Annotated in this window: 16 protein-coding genes; 6 read left to right on the forward strand and 10 right to left on the reverse strand. The window is 64.0% G+C overall.

Going from position 1 to position 17595, the window contains the following annotated elements; all coding sequences use genetic code 11:
* Window positions 1–171 precede the first annotated feature (171 nt).
* The 3 genes from PAN31108_RS21355 to PAN31108_RS21365 form a co-directional block, all read right to left on the reverse strand.
* Window positions 172–1350 carry a M20 aminoacylase family protein gene (locus PAN31108_RS21355; RefSeq protein ID WP_150670775.1) on the reverse strand — a complete coding sequence of 393 codons (1179 nt, stop codon included), beginning with the start codon at window positions 1348–1350 and terminating at the stop codon, window positions 172–174.
* Window positions 1351–1442: 92 nt separating this feature from the next.
* The gene (locus tag PAN31108_RS21360) at window positions 1443–2684 is read right to left on the reverse strand and encodes a diaminopropionate ammonia-lyase (protein WP_150670776.1); all 1242 of its coding nucleotides are present in this window, start codon (window positions 2682–2684) and stop codon (window positions 1443–1445) included.
* A 66-nt stretch (window positions 2685–2750) separates the two neighbouring features.
* Window positions 2751–4019, reverse strand: coding sequence for a Zn-dependent hydrolase (locus PAN31108_RS21365; protein ID WP_150670777.1), 1269 nt, complete (start codon window positions 4017–4019; stop codon window positions 2751–2753).
* A 197-nt stretch (window positions 4020–4216) separates the two neighbouring features.
* On the opposite strand from PAN31108_RS21365, the gene PAN31108_RS21370 reads away from it, so the two are divergent.
* The gene (locus PAN31108_RS21370) at window positions 4217–4690 is read left to right on the forward strand and encodes an Lrp/AsnC family transcriptional regulator (RefSeq protein WP_150670778.1); all 474 of its coding nucleotides are present in this window, start codon (window positions 4217–4219) and stop codon (window positions 4688–4690) included.
* A gap of 37 nt (window positions 4691–4727) precedes the next feature.
* On the opposite strand, the gene PAN31108_RS21375 is transcribed toward PAN31108_RS21370, so the two are convergent.
* On the reverse strand, window positions 4728–5420 hold the full coding sequence (locus PAN31108_RS21375) for an HD domain-containing protein (protein WP_150670779.1): 693 nt from the start codon (window positions 5418–5420) through the stop codon (window positions 4728–4730).
* A 237-nt stretch (window positions 5421–5657) separates the two neighbouring features.
* Between PAN31108_RS21375 and PAN31108_RS21380 the strand changes: the two genes are divergently transcribed.
* Window positions 5658–6719, forward strand: coding sequence for a GNAT family N-acetyltransferase (locus PAN31108_RS21380; protein WP_150670780.1), 1062 nt, complete (start codon window positions 5658–5660; stop codon window positions 6717–6719).
* 464 nt (window positions 6720–7183) lie between these two features.
* A complete protein-coding gene (locus tag PAN31108_RS21385; protein WP_150670781.1) occupies window positions 7184–8233 on the forward strand; it encodes a D-cysteine desulfhydrase family protein in 1050 nt (349 codons plus the stop codon).
* A 37-nt stretch (window positions 8234–8270) separates the two neighbouring features.
* On the opposite strand, the gene PAN31108_RS21390 is transcribed toward PAN31108_RS21385, so the two are convergent.
* The gene (locus PAN31108_RS21390) at window positions 8271–8483 is read right to left on the reverse strand and encodes a hypothetical protein (protein ID WP_150670782.1); all 213 of its coding nucleotides are present in this window, start codon (window positions 8481–8483) and stop codon (window positions 8271–8273) included.
* Between PAN31108_RS21390 and PAN31108_RS21395 the strand changes: the two genes are divergently transcribed.
* From PAN31108_RS21395 to PAN31108_RS21405, 3 genes are all read left to right on the forward strand, one after another.
* On the forward strand, window positions 8482–8868 hold the full coding sequence (locus PAN31108_RS21395) for a DoxX family protein (protein WP_246184074.1): 387 nt from the start codon (window positions 8482–8484) through the stop codon (window positions 8866–8868). The genes PAN31108_RS21390 and PAN31108_RS21395 overlap by 2 nt on opposite strands.
* A 207-nt stretch (window positions 8869–9075) precedes the next feature.
* Complete coding sequence (locus tag PAN31108_RS21400) at window positions 9076–9780, forward strand: response regulator (protein WP_150670784.1); 705 nt, start codon at window positions 9076–9078, stop codon at window positions 9778–9780.
* A 43-nt stretch (window positions 9781–9823) separates the two neighbouring features.
* A complete protein-coding gene (locus PAN31108_RS21405) occupies window positions 9824–10969 on the forward strand; it encodes an ATP-binding protein (RefSeq protein ID WP_150670785.1) in 1146 nt (381 codons plus the stop codon).
* A gap of 54 nt (window positions 10970–11023) precedes the next feature.
* Here PAN31108_RS21405 and PAN31108_RS21410 read toward each other — a convergent pair whose 3' ends face one another.
* The 5 genes from PAN31108_RS21410 to PAN31108_RS21430 form a co-directional block, all read right to left on the reverse strand.
* A complete protein-coding gene (locus PAN31108_RS21410; protein ID WP_150670786.1) occupies window positions 11024–13507 on the reverse strand; it encodes a patatin-like phospholipase family protein in 2484 nt (827 codons plus the stop codon).
* 199 nt (window positions 13508–13706) lie between these two features.
* Entirely contained in the window at window positions 13707–14408 is a 702-nt protein-coding gene (locus tag PAN31108_RS21415) for a polysaccharide deacetylase family protein (RefSeq protein ID WP_150670808.1), read from the reverse strand.
* A gap of 10 nt (window positions 14409–14418) precedes the next feature.
* Window positions 14419–15624: a glycosyltransferase family 4 protein gene (locus PAN31108_RS21420; RefSeq protein WP_150670787.1), complete on the reverse strand. Its 1206-nt coding sequence runs from the start codon at window positions 15622–15624 to the stop codon at window positions 14419–14421.
* A 310-nt stretch (window positions 15625–15934) separates the two neighbouring features.
* Window positions 15935–16516 carry a fasciclin domain-containing protein gene (locus PAN31108_RS21425; protein WP_150670788.1) on the reverse strand — a complete coding sequence of 194 codons (582 nt, stop codon included), beginning with the start codon at window positions 16514–16516 and terminating at the stop codon, window positions 15935–15937.
* A 46-nt stretch (window positions 16517–16562) separates the two neighbouring features.
* Entirely contained in the window at window positions 16563–17459 is an 897-nt protein-coding gene (locus PAN31108_RS21430) for an alpha/beta hydrolase (protein ID WP_150670789.1), read from the reverse strand.
* Window positions 17460–17595: the final 136 nt, after the last annotated feature.

A 17595-nucleotide genomic window follows, 5' to 3' on the forward strand; every position in this document is an offset into this window, starting at 1 on the left:
CCGTGTCCGCGATTCGCGGAAGAACGGCTGGGGAACGAGAAGACCGGCATCGCAGACGATGGCGGCCAGTTCGCTCAATGGGAAGCGCGTAACCGTGCGCTCCACGAGGTGTTGATCCGGGCCTGCCCGTCGCGCTGGCTGCATCGCCGGCGCGCTGAACACCGCACAAACTCAGCGCGGCAGACTCTCGCGCACGATCTGAGCGAAGTAACGCGCGCCGAGCGGCAGAATCGCGTCGTTGAAGTCGTAGCAGGCGTTGTGCAGCGGGATCGCGCCGGGCTCGTCGCCACTGCCGTTGCCGATGAACGCGAAGTTGCCCGGCACGTGCTGCAAGAAGACGCCGAAGTCCTCGGACGCCATCATCGGCGCGACATCCGCATCGACCATCGCGTCGCCCGCCACCGCCTTCGCGGCGCGCACGGCAAGTGCGGTGTTGTCTGCCCAATTCATCGTCGGTGCGAATTCATGCGTGTATTCGAACTCGCAATGCGCGCCGTGCATCGCGCACGCGCCCATGCAGATCTCGCGCATGCGCGTCTCGAGCAACTGCTGGACGTCCGGCGTATCGCTGCGCGTGTCGCCCTTGATGACGACGTTCGTCGGAATCGCATTGCGAATGCCGTCGGTGATGAACTCCGTGCACGAGACCACCGCCGACAGTCCCGGATCGACGTTGCGCGCCACCACCGTCTGAAGCGCCAGGACGATCTGCGCGCCGATCACCAGCGGATCGACGCCCATATGCGGGCGCGCGGCATGCGTGCCCTTGCCGCGAATGCGAATGACGAAATTGTCCTCGCTCGCCATGATGCCGCCGGTGCGCGTGGCAATGCGTCCCGCCGGTATCCCCGGCATGTTGTGCACGCCGTAGATCGCGTCGATGGGAAAGCGCGTGAGCAGTCCGTCGGCGATCATCGCTTTCGCGCCCCGTCCGTGTTCTTCCGCCGGTTGGAAGATGAAGCGCACCGTACCGTTGAAGTCGCGCGACTCGGCCAGTAACGTCGCCGCGCCGAGCACCATCGACATGTGGCCGTCGTGTCCGCACGCATGCATCTTGCCGGGCGATTGCGACGCGTGATCGCGCCCCGGCGCCTGCTCGGTGATCGACAGTGCGTCCATATCGGCGCGAATGCCAATGGCGCCGCTGCCCGTGCCCACGCGAAGATTCGCCACAACGCCCGTGCCGCCGATATGGCGGTGCACGTCCAGCCCGAGGTGCTCTAGCATCGTCGCGACCGTCTGCGACGTGGCGACTTCCTCGAACCCCGTTTCCGGCAGGCGATGAAAGGCATGCCGCCATCGCGTCAATGCCTTGGCGAAATAGGTGTCCTGCGCGATATCCTGACTCATGGCTGATGGCCCTCTTCCGGACGATGCGGATGATGCGGATGATGCCGATAATGCCGGCAAACTCGACATTGCCGACATTGCCGCAACCTGGCTCAGCGTGCGAGCCACGCCTGCTGACGCGCTTCGACGGACGCCGCCGGCTCGCCCACGAGTGTGGCATACACGCGCGGCGCGGTCGCGCCTTCGGTGTTGACGAGCAGCACGCGTGAGTCGGGGCACAGCCCGAGTGCTGCGGCCATCGCCGGCGTCGTCGCAGCCAGCATCAGGCCGGCCAGCCCGGCAACCCCGGACTCTCCCGCAACGAACGGCACGTCGTTGTCGCTGCCGCGAGCAAGACGCTGCATGGCCTCGACCGCCTGCGCATCGGTCACGGTCATGAATGCGTCGACCGACGGTTGCAAGAAACGCCACGCGAGCGGCGACGGCTCGCCACACGCCAGTCCAGCCATCACCGAATCGACGGATCCCGACGCCGACACCGCTTTGCCCGCAATCGCACTCTGATACAGGCAGTCGGCCTGTTCCGGTTCGACAACCACGAACGCCGGACGCCGCTCACCCCAGCGCTCCCAGAGATAGCTCACGATCCCTGCGGCCAGCCCGCCCACACCGCCTTGCAAGAAGACGTGTGTCACGGGGCTGGCCGCGTCCGTGCGCGACGCATCGCCCGCCAGCGCCTCAGCGACTTCCGCCGCCACGGTGCCGTACCCCTGCATCACGTCGCGCGGAATGACTTCGTATCCGTCGTAGGACGTATCGGAAACCACATGCCACCCATGACGCGCTGCCAGCGCCGCAGCTTCCTCGACCGACGCGTCGTAGTTGCCCGCGATGCGCACGATCTCGGCGTCGTACGCCGCAATCGCCTGCTCGCGCTCGTCGCTCACCTGGGCATGCAGCACGATCACGCAACGACAGCCGATACGCTGCGCCGCGGCGGCCAGCGCGCGCCCGTGATTGCCGTCCGTGGCGCTGACGACGGTGAAGCCGCTGAGCGCCTTGCGCTGCTCGCCGCGAAACAGCGACCGCGCCGTGAATCCGTCCAGCGTCTTCCCCCCGAACTCACGCAGCAACAGGCGTACCAGCGCGATCGGCGCACCGAGCGCCTTGAAGCTGCCCAGCGCGGAACGCTGCGCTTCGTCCTTCACGAGCACGCCGCGCACACCGAGCGACGCGGCCAGATCGGGCAGCGAACGCAGCGGCGTGCTGTCGGGCGTGAGCCCGTCCCAATGCGCCAGCCACTCGCGGCTTTGCTGCGCCTGCGCGATGCTCATGATGCCCTGCAGGTCTGCCGGGTAGGGCGCTCGCGTTGCACGAGGATTGACGTAAAGCATGGGGGGCTCCGGTGTTGCGGGATGATCGGAAAACGATGGGGTCAATCGGGTGTGCCGGACGTGACGTCACGACTGCACCACGCCGAGACGATGCGCGACCACATCGAGCAACACTTCGGCGCCGCGCACGAGCTGATCGTCCTCGGTATGCTCGCGCGGGTTATGGCTGATGCCGCCCCGGCTGGGCACGAAGATCATCGCGGCCGGGGCGATGCGCGCGATCATCTGCGCGTCGTGCCCTGCGCCCGACGTCATGCGCTTGTACGACAGCCCCATGCGCCTGACGCTGGCTTCGATGGCGTGCGTCAGTTCGGCGTCGAAGACCACTGGCGGGAAGCGCGCCAGACGTTCCGTCGATACGCGCACCCCCTCTTCGGCGGCCGTCTTCATCAGGAAGTCGGCCAGACGCGCTTCACTCTCGCACAAACGCTGCTCGTCGGGATCGCGCATGTCGACGGTGAACACGGCACGGCGCGCAATCACGTTGATGACACCTGGCTCGAACCGCATCGTGCCGACGGTGGCGAGCGTGGTGCCCGACTCGACAGCGATGCGACGCAGCTCGGCCACCGTGGCGGCGGCGACGTAACCGGCATCGTGACGCAAACGCGTCGGCGTCGTCCCCGCGTGGTTGGCATTGCCCTGCACGGTAATCTGCTGCCACGAGATGCCCTGCAAATTCTCGACGACGCCGATTTCCAACCCTTCCGCTTCGAGGATCGGCCCTTGCTCGATATGCAGTTCGAGGTATTCGTGCGGCACGAGCGTGCCCGGCGTCATGTCGCCGGCGTAGCCGATACGCACAAGTTCGTCACCAAGACGAGCGCCGTCCGTGCCGATGGCGTCGAGCGCTTCCTCCAGCGGCAGACCGCCCGCGTGGACCAGCGAGCCCATCATGTCGGGGTGAAAACGTGCCCCTTCCTCGTTGGTGAACGCCGCCACGGTGATCGGGCGCGACGGCTCGATGCCGGCGTCGCGAAACGCACGAATGACGGCCAGACCGCCGAGCACGCCGTAGCAACCGTCCAGCGCACCGGCATTGACCACGGTATCGATGTGCGAGCCCATCATCAGCGGGCGCGGCATCTGACCCGTTGTGCCCTTCGCGCACGGCAGCGTGCCGAAAATGTTGCCGATGCGATCGATCTGCACGTCGAGATCGAGGTCGCGCATCCACGCGACGACCTGATCGCGGCCGGCTTTTTCGTCGTCCGAGAGGGCGACCCGGGTCCGTCCGCCCGCAACGGGATCGGCGCCGATGTCACCGAGTTCGCGCAGTTGTTGGAGCAGGACGGCGCCGTGCAGACGGAGCGGGGAAGTTTTCGTGTCGGACATGAGGCGATCGGTCGTTCTTGTAGGCATCGGCAGGCATGACGCGCATTGCGCCGGGATGACACCGCGCGGCTGTTGCCCGCACCGGGCTTCGGAAGGTTGCCGCTAGCGGAGTATCATCGATGAGACCGAATAATATTCCGGCGCGCGCGTACGATTTACGCGTTTTCGGCGTCTCAAACGAACTTTTATTGCGCACCATGAGCCTCGACAGCTACGACATCGCCTTGCTCGCGGCGATTCAACAAGATGCGACGACACCCCAGCACGCGCTGGGCGCGCAGATCAGTCTCTCGTCCGCTGCGGTGAACCGGCGACTGAAGAAGCTCGCCGACGAAGGCGTGACGCGCAAGACGGTGTCGCTGGTCGACCCCGAGCGCGTGGGCTATGCGCTCACGATCATCACGGAGGTCGAGGTCGAGAACGAACGGCTCGACCTGCTCGACGCCATGAAGCGCAGCTTCCTCGCCTGCCCGCAGGTACAGCAGTGTTACTACGTCGCGGGCGAATGCGACTTCGTGGTGATCATGGTGGTGCAGAACATGGCGCAGTACACGGCGCTCACGCGCACCCTCTTCTTCGAGAGCAATAACGTCAAGCGCTTCAAGACGCTCGTCTCGATGAGCAACGTCAAAGTCGGGCTGGAAGTACCGCTGGACGCCGTCGCGGACTGAACGCTGCAACGGCGTTGCCGAAGACGGCAGGTTTGCCTCAGCGTGCCGGGGAGATTTCCTCGCGCAGCAGTTCGACGTAAGCGCGCATCGCCGCCACGCGTTGCTCGCCGATACGCCGGGCCGTGGCGGTCATGAGGCCGTCGTTCAGATGCAGCAGCTTCGTCTCGAAGTGATCGAGTGCGAAACGGCGGTCGTCCAGCTCACGGTGAGCGGCGAACGGATCGGCGGGGTCGTAAAGCCGCGATCCGTTGCGGCCCGCGACATAGAACGTGCGGGCGATGCCGATGGCGCCGATGGCGTCGAGACGGTCGGCGTCGCGCAGCACGAAAGCCTCGCGCGAGCGCGGCGCGATACCGGCCGAAAAGCTGTGGGCTTCGATAACGTGGGCGGTGGCCTCGACCCGCGCCGGATCCCAGCACATCGCTCGCAGCACTTCGCTGGCCTTGTCGGCAGACAGACGCGACGCCTGCGAGCGGCGCGGATCCGTCTTCTCCACGGGCACGCAGTCGTGCAGCAATGTGGCGACCGCCAGCATCTCCCGATCGAGCGCGGGCTCGTCTGCGGCAATTTCCTTCACGAGTTTCCAGACGCGAATCAGATGCGACCAGTCATGCGAGCCATCGTCGCTGTCTTGCCCGCCAGCGCGTACCCCCATCGTATCGAGTACGGCGGCAATGGTGTCGCTATACGGAAAGAAGGCTTGCAGCAGCGGATTGACGGAGTGAGTCATGAGCATCGGATTTCCATTACGAATACGTATGACTGACGGATTTTAGCCATTAAATCGAAATGCGGCGCATAAGACGTTGCCGTACATCGCCCCCTTTCGTTTTGCACAGGGAAACCCCCGCTTATCCTGGGGATCGCCGATTCCGATGCGATGCCATCGGTTCGCATCTGGCGAGAATCTCAACAGATTGATCTGATAAAAAAAGATCCCGTTGAGCATCTTCTATGAGGCATCCAAATGACGAATCCTTTTCGCACCGGTAGTCATTTCCCCGTTCCATCGAGTCATCAGGCCCCTTCGCTTCACTCCTCACAGCAACAGGTCTCTCAGCCCCCGCAAGGCACACCGACCGCACTGGCGACGCCGGCCGGCCTTCAGGGACTGTCGGCGCTGAATGCCGCGGCCCCTGGTGGCGCGCACGCAAATCCGCCAGGGCGACGCGTGCAGATCTCGTCGATCCCGAATCACCAGATCGGCCAGGCAACCCACCACCTTCAATCGCACATGAATTGGTTTGCCCAGTCAGCCAACGGCAAGAGGCTGCCTCGCCAGCTGCGGCAATCGGCGGAGTACGAGGAATGGGGGACCCGGCACGAGGCAGCGAAAGAAGTGTTCGACATGATCCGGCAGCAGGTCCAGGACGGATCGCTCATGCCGGGCGATGCCGTACAGGTCAGTTCGGAAGGTCATATGACGGGCGTCATGACCGTGAGCGTCTCCCCGAGAGAGGAAGATATGAGGGACACGTTCTGGATCGACAACATCATCACGCACCCCGGCGCGTCGGGGGCGGGCGAGTTGCTGGTCGAGAAGGCCGTTTCCATGTCGATGAACAAAGGCTTCGGCGGCACCGTCAGACTGATGGCCCTTTCGGGTCAGGACTTCTATCAATCGGTCGGGTTCCGGGATCTCGGCGGCGGCATGATGGAGCTTCGCCCCAGCCAGAGCAACAAGTGGTCGAACGTCAACGGTACATGGCTGTTGAGCCGCCGCATGCACAAATCGGGCCTCGTTCAGGACATCCCCCGTACCGTGCCTCAGCCGGAAGCGCAGGTGATGGCACAACTGCGACAGGCCACGCCTCAGCAGCGCATCGCCTTCGCCCTGCGCCCGAACGAGAAGCCGGAGATGATCCCGTTTGCCAATCAAATCATGCAAAGCCTTCAGCAAGCCGTCGCGGCCAACCGTCATGAGCATCCGCTCGACGTTTGCGATCGCACGCTGCGGCAATTGTGGCTCGCCAACGAGGAGCAACGACCGCTCTTCAACAAGTTGATCCGAGCGTTTGCCGTGCGCTGAGACCGCACGCGACGCGGCATAACCCTTTTACGCTTTGACGCTTTGACGCTTTGACGCTTTGACGCTTTGACGCTTTTGTGCTCGACCGGGAAGCCGCCATCGCTTCGCGCTGTGTTCGTTCGAGGTGTCTGCGCAGCCGGCGCACGGCCGTTTTCGTGCCGCCTGCCGCGCAGGCACGATGGACGGCGATCCGTTGGTCCGTGCAGCGCTGATGATCGCTCACGAACGTTGACACTCGACAGTGAAACGATTGCCCCCGCGTTGCCGAGCGAGAGAAGCGCGTCAATAGCGGCATGAATGACCTGGCGATTACACAATCGCCATATTCCGTATACTTTCCTACGTCGACGCGCGCTCGACTCGATTCCCGCTTGCCCGCGCGACACAAAAACTTCGGACTCCACTCAATCGCAGTCACCAACATCGACGCGGCTGCCGAAAGGTCGGCAGCGTCAGGAGGCAGCATGATCTCTTCGTTGCAATCGGCACTCGACACCTTCCCCACCGTTTCGCTGATGAGCCAGCCTACGCCCATCGTGCGTCTCACGCGGCTCGAACAGGCATGCGGCGCCCGGGCGCGAGGCATTCGCATCTTCGTCAAGCGCGACGATCTCGGCGAGACCGGCGGTGGCGGCAACAAGCTGCGCAAGCTCGCTTTCTTGCTGGGCGAAGCCCTCGCCACGAACGTCGACACCGTCGTCGCGATGGGCGGCTTGCAGTCCAATCATGCGCGCCTGAGCGCAGCGGCATGCGCCCGACTGGGATTGTCGTGCGAACTCCTGCTCGTCGACACGGTGCCGAAGCACGAGGTCGACTATCGCGAAAACGGGAATGTGCTGCTCGACCGGATTTTCGGCGCAACCATAACGTTTCTCCCTGCGCACAGCGACGCGATGAGCGTCGCGCAGGCACGCGCGGCGGAATTGTCGAGCGTGGGACGTAAGGCGATGGTCATCCCGACCGGCGGATCGTCGCCGCTCGGCGCTCTCGGATATGCCGGTTGCGCTCAGGAGATTCTCGACTACGAAGCGGCAAACGGCATTGAGTTCGGCCACATCGTCGTACCGAATGGCAGTAGCGCCACGCACGCCGGTCTGACGGCCGGACTCCAGATCGCCGCGCGACGCGGCAAGATCGTGCGCGCGTACTCGGTCCTCCACGACCAGCCGACGACCTATGCCAAGACCGTGCAACTGATTGAAGGCGCGCTCGCCCTGCTCGGCGCAAGCGATACCCCCTTCGACGCCGCCTCGGATGTGACCGTCGACGGCAGCTATCGCGGCGACGGCTACGGCTTGCCGACCAGCGCCATGATCGATGCCGTGCAGCTGCTCGCGCGCACCGAAGGCCTGCTGCTCGACCCGGTGTATTCGGGCAAGGCGTTCTCCGGATTGCTCAGCGACATCGAAACCGGACGCCTGGGGACCGATACCGACGTGCTGTTCGTGATGACCGGCGGCACGCCCGGGCTGTTCGCCTATCGAAACACCTTCGCCCCCGACATCGCACGTTGAACGCCCGCATCGCGGCGAAGCCCGTCGGTTGAGGATTTCAGCCTCGTTCACTACCACGCTTCGCCGCGCCAATGACGCGCATCGATTGTTCCGTCCATGCAACTTTGAATTTCCCCGACGCGTATTTTTTGCGCCGCAGCGTGCCGATAAGATGAGCGCCACCTGTGGCAGCGCAAGCAGGAACGAGCCAGTACGGATTGCCGACACCGTCGTCGGATGACATTTGCTTTTGGATGAGAACAATCGCCATGCATCGTTTCAATATTCAGTGGGTTGCGCGGGTGCTGATGTCGGCCCTTTTCCTGATCGGAGGCATTCGCAAAATTCTGGCCTTCAAGGCAACCGTCGGCTACTTCTCGGCCATCGGCCTGCCGTTCGCCGAAGTCGTCACCGCGCTGGTCATTCTGATCGAAGCCGGCGGCGCCATTGCGTTGATTCTGGGCTGGCGTCTCAAGCCGCTGGCGCTCGGTCTGGCCATCTACACCGTGGCGACCGCCTTCATCGGTCACCGCTTCTGGGTTGCCGATCCGGCGCAGTTCAGCGGCCAGTTGAACCATTTCTTCAAGAACATCGCCATCGCCGGCGGCTTCCTGCTGCTGGCCGCGCCATCGAACGCGTCTGACGCGAAGGCATAAGCCTCATTACGGTATTGCTTGGTCGCGTCGCGGCCGCAACGCCACCGAAACCCCGACTGGCCGGCGGCCATCGGGGTTTCGTTTTTTTAAGGGAGTGCTTAAAAAAATCGGGCGGGCGTTTTCGTGGAGAATTGTCGAGTTTTGTCGACTCGCCATACCGGCGTACACGAAGCCGTTACACTCCCGACATCCCGTGAAAGTCTCTCAATGTCAGCCAGAATTCTCCTCGTCGAAGACGACGCCCGTCTTTCCGCACTGATTTGCGGTTATCTCCAGAAGCACGGCTATCAGGTCGAGTGCGTGCTCGACGGCGCACGTGCCGTGCAAACCATTCTGCGACGGCGTCCCGACCTGGTCATTCTCGACGTCAACCTGCCGGGCAAGGACGGTTTCGAAATCTGCCGCGAGGCCCGTGCGCATTACCTTGGCATCGTCATCATGGTGACGGCGCGCGACGAAGAATTCGACGAAGTCCTCGGCCTCGAACTCGGTGCCGACGACTACGTGCACAAACCCGTCGAGCCACGTGTGCTGCTCGCGCGTATCAAGGCCCAACTGCGGCGCAACGAGCACCTCGCGCCGAGTCTCAATCAACCCGAGAGCATCACGATGGGCAAATGCCGTATCGATCGCAGTACGCGCTCGGTCACGTTGCCAAACGGCAAGCAACCCGAGCTGACATCGGCCGAGTTCGACCTGCTCTGGGCGCTAGCCTGTTGCGCGGGGGAAGTCGTGACGCGCGACGCGCTGGTGAGGCAGTTGCGCGGGGTCGAGTTCGACGGGATCGACCGGTCCGTCGACGGGGGGATCTACAAGCTGCGTCGCAAGCTCAACGACGATCCCGGCGCACCGCAATGCATCCTCACGGTGCGCGGCAAGGGCTACCAACTCAACAAATCGTGCTGGGACTGACCCGACGCGACCTCACTCAAGACCGGCATCGCCGGCGCCGACGATGCACACCAACAAACGCCACCCCTATCGCTACTGCCGGCTGCGATGTTTGCGGTTCCGGCGGTCCTGGACGGACACGCGCGCCGACCGGCGCCCGAGTTGGTCGCGACTGTACGTGCGCACCTACTCGAAGTTGCTTCAACTCTGCCTGATGGTGCTTGCCGTGCCTGCGCTGTTGCTGGCGATCGCCTTGCCGGCCAGCGCCTGGGAAGGCGCGTTGAACGTCACGCACTTTCTCGTGCCGTGCGTGCTCAGCACCTTGCTGTTGCCGGCGATCGTCGCCTATCGCTGGATGCGCCCGGTCTGGCTCGATCTCGTGATGGTTCGCGAGCGCGCAATCGACTTCAGCGGCGGGCGCTTTCACACACGCGCCAAGGAGTCGTACAGCGTCATCATCGGTCCGCTTGCCCGCACGCTCAATGCGCTGGCCGAACGCATGGAGAAGCTGATCGCGACGCAACGCGATCTGACCAACGGCATCTCCCACGAGTTGCGCACCCCGCTCGCGCGCCTGCGCTTCGCACTGGAAATCCTGCGCGATCCGACGTCGGGGCCGCAGGCTTGCGAACAGGCGCTGGCAGGCATCGATCAGGATGTCACCGAACTCGACGAACTCATCGACATGAGCCTCACTTTCGCCCGGCTCGAATACAGTTCGCTTCAGTCGAATCTCGAGGCCACCTCCGTCGCCCACTGGTTCGCCAATCAGGTACGCGACGCAACGCTGCTTTATGCCGAGCGTCAGATTACGCTGGAGTGCAATCTCGACACGTCGTGCCAGGTCGTCATGGACAAGCGGCTGATGTCGTACGCGATGCGCAATTTGCTGCGCAACGCGAGTCGCTATGCGCGATCGCGCATCGTCGTCGGGATGGCGTTGCGGCATGGAAACATCGAAGTTTACGTCGAAGACGACGGCCCCGGGATTGCGCCGGCGGACCGCACGAAAATTTTCGACGCCTTCGTGCGACTCGACCGCCGCACGGGCGGTTACGGACTCGGGCTGGCCATCACCGAGCAGGTCATGCGCGCGCACCTTGGCAACGTCGCGGCGACCGATCCCGTGAGCCTCGGCGGTGCGCGCTTCGAAATCCGTTGGCCGGCGATCTCACCTGCGATAGTGGCGTCGCTCCCCGAGGCATCCTGACGGCGGCGGATCGTGCGCGCCGATGCGCCGGTTCGTCGCGATCCCGCCCCCACCTCAGTACGTTCGGCCCAACTGGAAGTAGAGGTTGTTGCGTCCGCCCGGCGCCATTGCAAACCCGACATAGATCGGACCGAACGAAGTGGTCAGGGCGGTGAAGAACGTAACGCTTCGTTTGAGCGTGCCGCTGCCGAAGGCGTCGTCTGCCGACCAGACATTGCCGGCTTCGAGACTCACCCCGACGAACAACCGGCGAACCGGCGATGCGGTAAACGACGCAATGCGGTTCATGTATGTAATGTTGCCGTACATCATGGCGTTGCCGGCCAGCTGGTCCGCGCCATATGCCGACAAATGCTGGAAGCCCCCCAACGTGAAGCCGAACGGGTTCGTTACGTTTACGCCACCGAAGTTGTTGCCCGCTTCGAGCGTCGCGCTCACGCTGTGCCGCCCGTAGCTCGTCGCGACGATGCCCTTGCCATAAACCTCCGTATAGCTGTTGGTGCCGGCGAATAGCGAGCGCTCCGCCCGTAATTCGGTGAAGTAGCCGCGACGCGCGAATTGCGGGTCGTCCAACTGATCGATCACGAGGCGGGCGCGGGCGCTGAGTTGTCGTCCGGAGATATCGGGGAACAGAAGCTCTCGGGACGCGCCCGGTTCGTCGTCTTCGTCGTTGCCGATGGGCAGGTTGTATTGCGGCACGGCCGTGCCATGCGTGTAAGCGACACCGATACGGAAGTCGCCCAGGGTCGAGACCGGAAAGCCGATGTCGACGCCGGCGCGCTCAGTCGTGAGCCGGTAGCGGGTGAGCTTGACGTCGCCCGAGTCGTTGTAAATATTCGCGTGTCGCCGCTGAATGTCGACATAGGGCGCGATGTACGCGCCCCACGGATTGCCGAACGGCTGGCGCAACTCCGCATGAAGCTCCGCGACGTCGCTGCCGAGCGTCGTATCCACCCGCGCTTCGAGCCCGCTGCTCGTGAGCCACGGTCGACGATAGCCGAGATGCAAACGGAAGCTGCCCTCCTCTTTCGACGTCGCCGACAGGCCCAGACCGAATAGCAGAAAGTTCGGGCCCCAGCGTTTTTCCTGCGCCGTAATCACGAGCGTGTTCTGACCGCTCTCTTCGACGAACTGTTGCGTGACGCTCTCGAAGTCGTCTTCGTTGACGAGCGCGAGGAGGTCCTTGTTGACCACGGCCGGATCGTAGATGTCGCCCTCCTTCACATGCAGCGCCGCGCGAATCTTCTGTGCCGGGACCACGCCGCGCGAGTTGATCTCGATCTTCGCGATGCGCACCGCCGGGGCACGCGAGGTCGAATGCGCCGCGCGCCAGACCGCGTATTGCGACGGGCTCAACGCGAGCGGCTCAAGCTTGGGCAGCGCCGCCAGCGCAGCGGCTTCGCCTGCGGCGATCGCTTGCGAGGCGTTCTCGAAATCGGTGAAGGTCAGGCGCCCCAGATCGGGCTGAATCAGCACATCGCTTGCGCGCAGTTGGTCGCGCTGTCGCGCGACGTTCTGGCGAATCAGAATGCCGACCATCTGCTGGAAGACGTCCGCCGGAGACGACAGCGCATCGAGCGGGCGCAGCGGCGAGCCGATATCCACCGCGATCACGATGCCCGCGCCCATCGAACGCGCGGTTTCCACCGGCAGATTACTAACGATGCCGCCGTCGACCAGCGTGCGGCCACCGACATCCACCGGCGAAAAAAGACCGGGCAACGCCATGCTCGCGCGAATGGCCTGCGGCAACGAACCATGATCGAGCACGATCATTTGTCCCGTCTGCAAGTCGGCTGCGATCGCGCGAAACGGCACCGGTAGCTTGTCGAACGATACCGAACCGCCGACGGCCGGCGTCCACTCCTGCAACAACGCCTGAAGCCTGTTGCCATGCACCAGTCCCGACGGAAGCTGGAAACCGTTGCGTCCGAATCCGAGAGAAAAACTGTCGACGTAGTAGCGCTCGTCTTCCCGCTGCGACTGCGGCAGATCGCTGCGATCGGTGACGTCGAACGCGATGTCGGCGAGGTTCACATGCTCCAGACGCGCGCGCATGTCCTGTGCGCTCAGACCGCTGGCGTACAGACCGCCGACCACCGCTCCCATGCTGGTCGCGGCAACGCAGTCCACCGGGATACGATGCGCCTCCAGCACCTTGAGCACGCCGAGATGGGCATAACCCCGCGCACCGCCGCCCGAGAGCACCAGCCCGACCGACGCGCGCCCGGGCTCACCGCCTGCGACGCGGCAGGCAGCGCCGGTGGCGGGAGCGTCCGCCGGAATGGGGGCCATCGGCGCTGTCGACGTGGCCAATGTCGTCCATGCCGACGATGGAGCCAATGGAGCCGATGGAGCCGAGGCAGCGGCGGGAGCGGTCCGGGCGGCCGCCTTTGCGGCTTGCCCCGAAGCAGCCCACGGCGCCGCGCAGACGAGCGGTGCACCGAGCGCCCACAGCAGGGCGACCGTCAGCCAGCGCGTACCGAGCCAGCGAAAACCGTCCCGGTGGCGCTTTTGGAGGTTCGGGAAACGGCTCATGGCTTACGGGGGGCTGGGAAAAGACGCAAGAATACCCGCTTTCCGTTTCGCTCAATGGACCGAGAAGGTGGCAGATTCCCCCGCGAATGGGCAGGGGAAGGAATTCCTGAACAGCCACGCGAGTGCACACGCAGGTGAAAACGCAAGTGAGCACGCCAGTGAGCACACGAATTGCGTTAGGGAATTTTCCCAGCAACGTCTAGCTGACAAGACACTTGAACAGAAGGCGCGCGGCACCGACATCCGGGGCAACCGCCAGACGGGGCAGCAGGAACGGATCGTCGTGCGCGCCGGCACGCCCGCGTTGCGTGGTGGTGGCGTTCCGGTAGCCGGCACGCTCGACGATGTCGCGCACGCTGCGGGTGACGTTGCCGTAGGGATAGCAGAACGCTTCGATGTTGGTCCCGCAGGTCGTCTCCAGACGATGCTTGGCACCGATGATTTCGTCGACGGCATCCTCCGGTGGGATATCGGGCAACGACACGTGATTGAGCGTGTGCGCGCCGACCTCGTGCCCGCAACGCATCCATGTCAGAAGTTTGTCGCGGCACATCAGCGGTTCGGGCCGCCGGCAGAGGTGCGCGTCCCAGTCGTTGCACCCGCCCAGGCGTCCCGCCACGAAGTAGCAGGTCGCGGTGAAGCCGAGCGAATCGAGCACCGGCATCGCGTTGTCGAAAACGCTCACGAAGCCGTCGTCGAACGTGATGCCGAACACTCTCGCCCGCCCGGGCGCGCGAAGGTACGCCTGAAGCTCGCGCATGCTCAGGCCCTGATAGCCGAGGCGCTTGAGCCACGACATCTGTGCCGCGAAGGTATCCGGGGCAACGCATAGCCCGCGCAACGGATCGTCGTGCGTGGGCACCGCGCGGATCTGGTGGTACATCAGAATCGGAAACGCCATGCCGTCGATCTCAGGCGATTTGATTGTCGGCACGACGCTCGCTTGAGTGCGAACGCTGCACGCTGCGGCGAACCGGCACCGTCGGCGCCGACGATGCGCGCGAACTGCGCGACGACACGGCATCGACATACACGGCATGCGTCGCCGCGACGAAATCGTCGAAATCGAATTCGTGCTGCCCTTTGCGCCGGGCCATGTGTCCCATATGACGCAGGCGTTCCGGCTTATCGGCGATGTACATCAAAACATGGGCGATCGATTGCGGGTCGCGCGGCGGCACGATCCAGCCGTCGACCCACGGTGTGACGTTTTCCGGCAAGCCGCCGACATTCGTCACGAGGCTGGCGCAGCCGGCGGCCATGGCCTCGCGGCAGGCGTAGGACAGGCTTTCGTGATACGAGAGCACGAACGCGACATCGGTCACAGCCAGCAAGTGATGCACGTGGTTGATCGATCCCGTGAAGAGGATCTGGGCGTCGAGACCGCATTGCTCGACCATCGCGCGTTGCGCCATGCTCGGATCGGTTCCGGCGAGCCAGACGCGAAAACGCCGGCGCGTAGGCTCCGGGAGCAACGTGAGCGCCATCACCAGATCGGCCCAGCCTTTCGCTGCCCCGGTGCCCGCCGCGCTGCCGAGCACGATGCTGTCGTCGCCCCTCGCGCCGAGCAGCGCGGCACGGCGGCGCAGGCGTTCGTCTTCGCCGAGCGGTTCGGTGCGTGGGGCATGCACGCCGTGTTTGACAACGACGATGTTCGGATACGACGACTCGCGCTCCAGCATCGACCGGACAAAATCGCTCACGGCAATCGTGCGGGACGTGCCGAAGCGCGCACGCAACCGGTTGCCGAGCGAGTTCGCGCGATAGGTGTTGTGCTTGGTGAAAACGATCTCGGGCCGCCTGGCCAGCCCCGCGACGGCGAGCATGACCTGACGATGATCGGGGGAGCCATTGACATGCACGACGTCGAAGTGGCTTTCGCGGATCAGGCGACGCAGGCGCAACGTCTCACGCAAGAAGCTGTGCCAGCGCGGCTTGAAATCGATCTCGACTGCCGTGACGCCGGGCAACCGCCGGACCTGCTCACCGAGCCAGCTACCGGGGGGTGTCGCGACGGTGATCTGATGCTCGCAGCTCATGGCCCGTGCGAGTTCCCGAACGTAAGTGTCTTGCCCGCCGCCGCAGCCGACGTGAAAGTTGGTGTAAAGAATCTTCATTCGTGACGATCCGATGCGGATCCGAGGGGTGTCTGCACGAATGGTAGGAAGATCGGCGCCGACCCGGTGTCGAGTCTCGATGAGATTTGTTTCGTTTTGTCGCCTGGCGATGGCGGATATGTCGGCGTAAAAAGAACCGGGGCGTCGTCGATGATCGCCCCGGCCGGGGGAAAACTGCCGCGAGACAGGCCGGGCACTGTGACGGTATGTCGCCATATGTCGCGACGTACCGCTGCGTGCGCTCCATGTCGGTCTGCGCGGTCCTGCGCACTAAGCGCTAACGGCCAAGGACTGAAGAGGCTAAGAAGCGTTACGGCAACAAGACCTTGTCGACGACATGAATCACGCCGTTCGACTGCATGACGTTGCTGATCGAGATATGGGCGACCCCGCCTTTGTCGTCCGTCACGCTAAGACGTCCGCCGTCCTTCTTCACGGTGAGCGAATCGCCTTCCACGGTCTTCAGCGATGCCATGCCACGGCCGTCGTCGACGGCCTTCATCAAATCCTGAGCGGAGAGTTTTCCCGGCACGACGTGGTACGTCAGCACCTTGACCAGCGCAGGTTTGTTCTCCGGCTTCAACAGGGTGTCGACGGTGCCTGCCGGAAGCGCCGCAAACGCCTCGTTGGTCGGCGCAAAGACGGTGAACGGTCCGGGGCCGGAGAGGGTATCGACGAGTCCGCCCGCTTTCACGGCGGCGACCAGTGTCGTGTGATCCTTTGAATTCACCGCGTTCTCGACGATGGTCTTCGAGGGGTACATGGCGGCCCCGCCGACCATGACGGTCTTCTCGCCGTCCATCGGCGCCGCACTCGCCTGTATCGCCCCGCCGAGCGCACAGCACGTTGCCACAAGCACCGGCAGAAATCCGGTGGCATAACGAGTCTCCATTTCATCACCTGTATGAGGGCGCTTCGCCAAGCGGAAGCCTTCTTTATTACGAACGGCAACGATTCGCGGATGCATGTCCGGCAAAAGAATTCATGTAGGTGACGACGTCTTCCAACACAGGTGCAGCGCTTCGGAATGGCACGCTTACCGCACCGATAAGCATCGCGTGCCCGACCGGGTAATGCCGCACTTCCACAGCGTTGCCGGCCGCTTGCAGACGCTGAGCGAAGCGCAGGGTATTGCCGGGATCCACGACACCGTCGGCATCGGCAACGCCCAAAAACATCGGCGGCTCATCTCCCGTCACGAAATGAATCGGCTGACTCGCCGGTCGTATCGACGCCGGGAAAATCCGGCGCAGCACGTCGCTTTTCAGCGGCAGAAAATCATAGGGTCCGGCGAGACCGATCACCCCGGCGATGTCGCATCGACGCAAGCCATTGGCGCGCAGATAGGTGGCGTCGGTGGCAAGCAACGCCACGATCTGGGCGCCTGCCGAGTGTCCCATCAGAAACAACTGCGCCGGATCGGCGCCATACTCGCTCGCATGACGCCGCGCCCAGCGGACTGCCAGCGCCGCATCGTCGACGAACGCCGGGAACGTCACTTCGGGATAGGTGCGATAGTCGGGGACGATCACCATGAATCCGCGCGACGCAAGCGCTTCACCGACGAAGCGATAGTCGGCACGGTCGCCGTTTTGCCAACTGCCGCCGTAAATGAACACCACCACAGGCATCGTGCCGACATGCGTGGCACCTTGCGGTAAAGGCAGATAGACGTCGAGCCGCTGCCGTTCGGACGCGCCATAGGCAACGTCCCTGATATCGCGATACGTCTCGCGCGGGGTGAGCGCGTCGACGAGCGCCACCGGTGTGCATGCACTGAGTAAGATGCCGACGAACAAGGCGGCCAGAATGCGGCCGAACGAGACGTTCACCATTGACGCTCCTTCTGAAGACTGGCGACCGGACGTGGAAACGCTTTTGGGAAGGCGCAGCGCAGCGGGCGGATCGAGGCAAAAAGCGCGCGCCCCATGCCTGGGTGAGTACGTATGCGGCGGGCAAACGGATGCGCAA

The organism is Pandoraea anhela, from assembly GCF_902459655.1.
GTDB lineage: Bacteria > Pseudomonadota > Gammaproteobacteria > Burkholderiales > Burkholderiaceae > Pandoraea > Pandoraea anhela.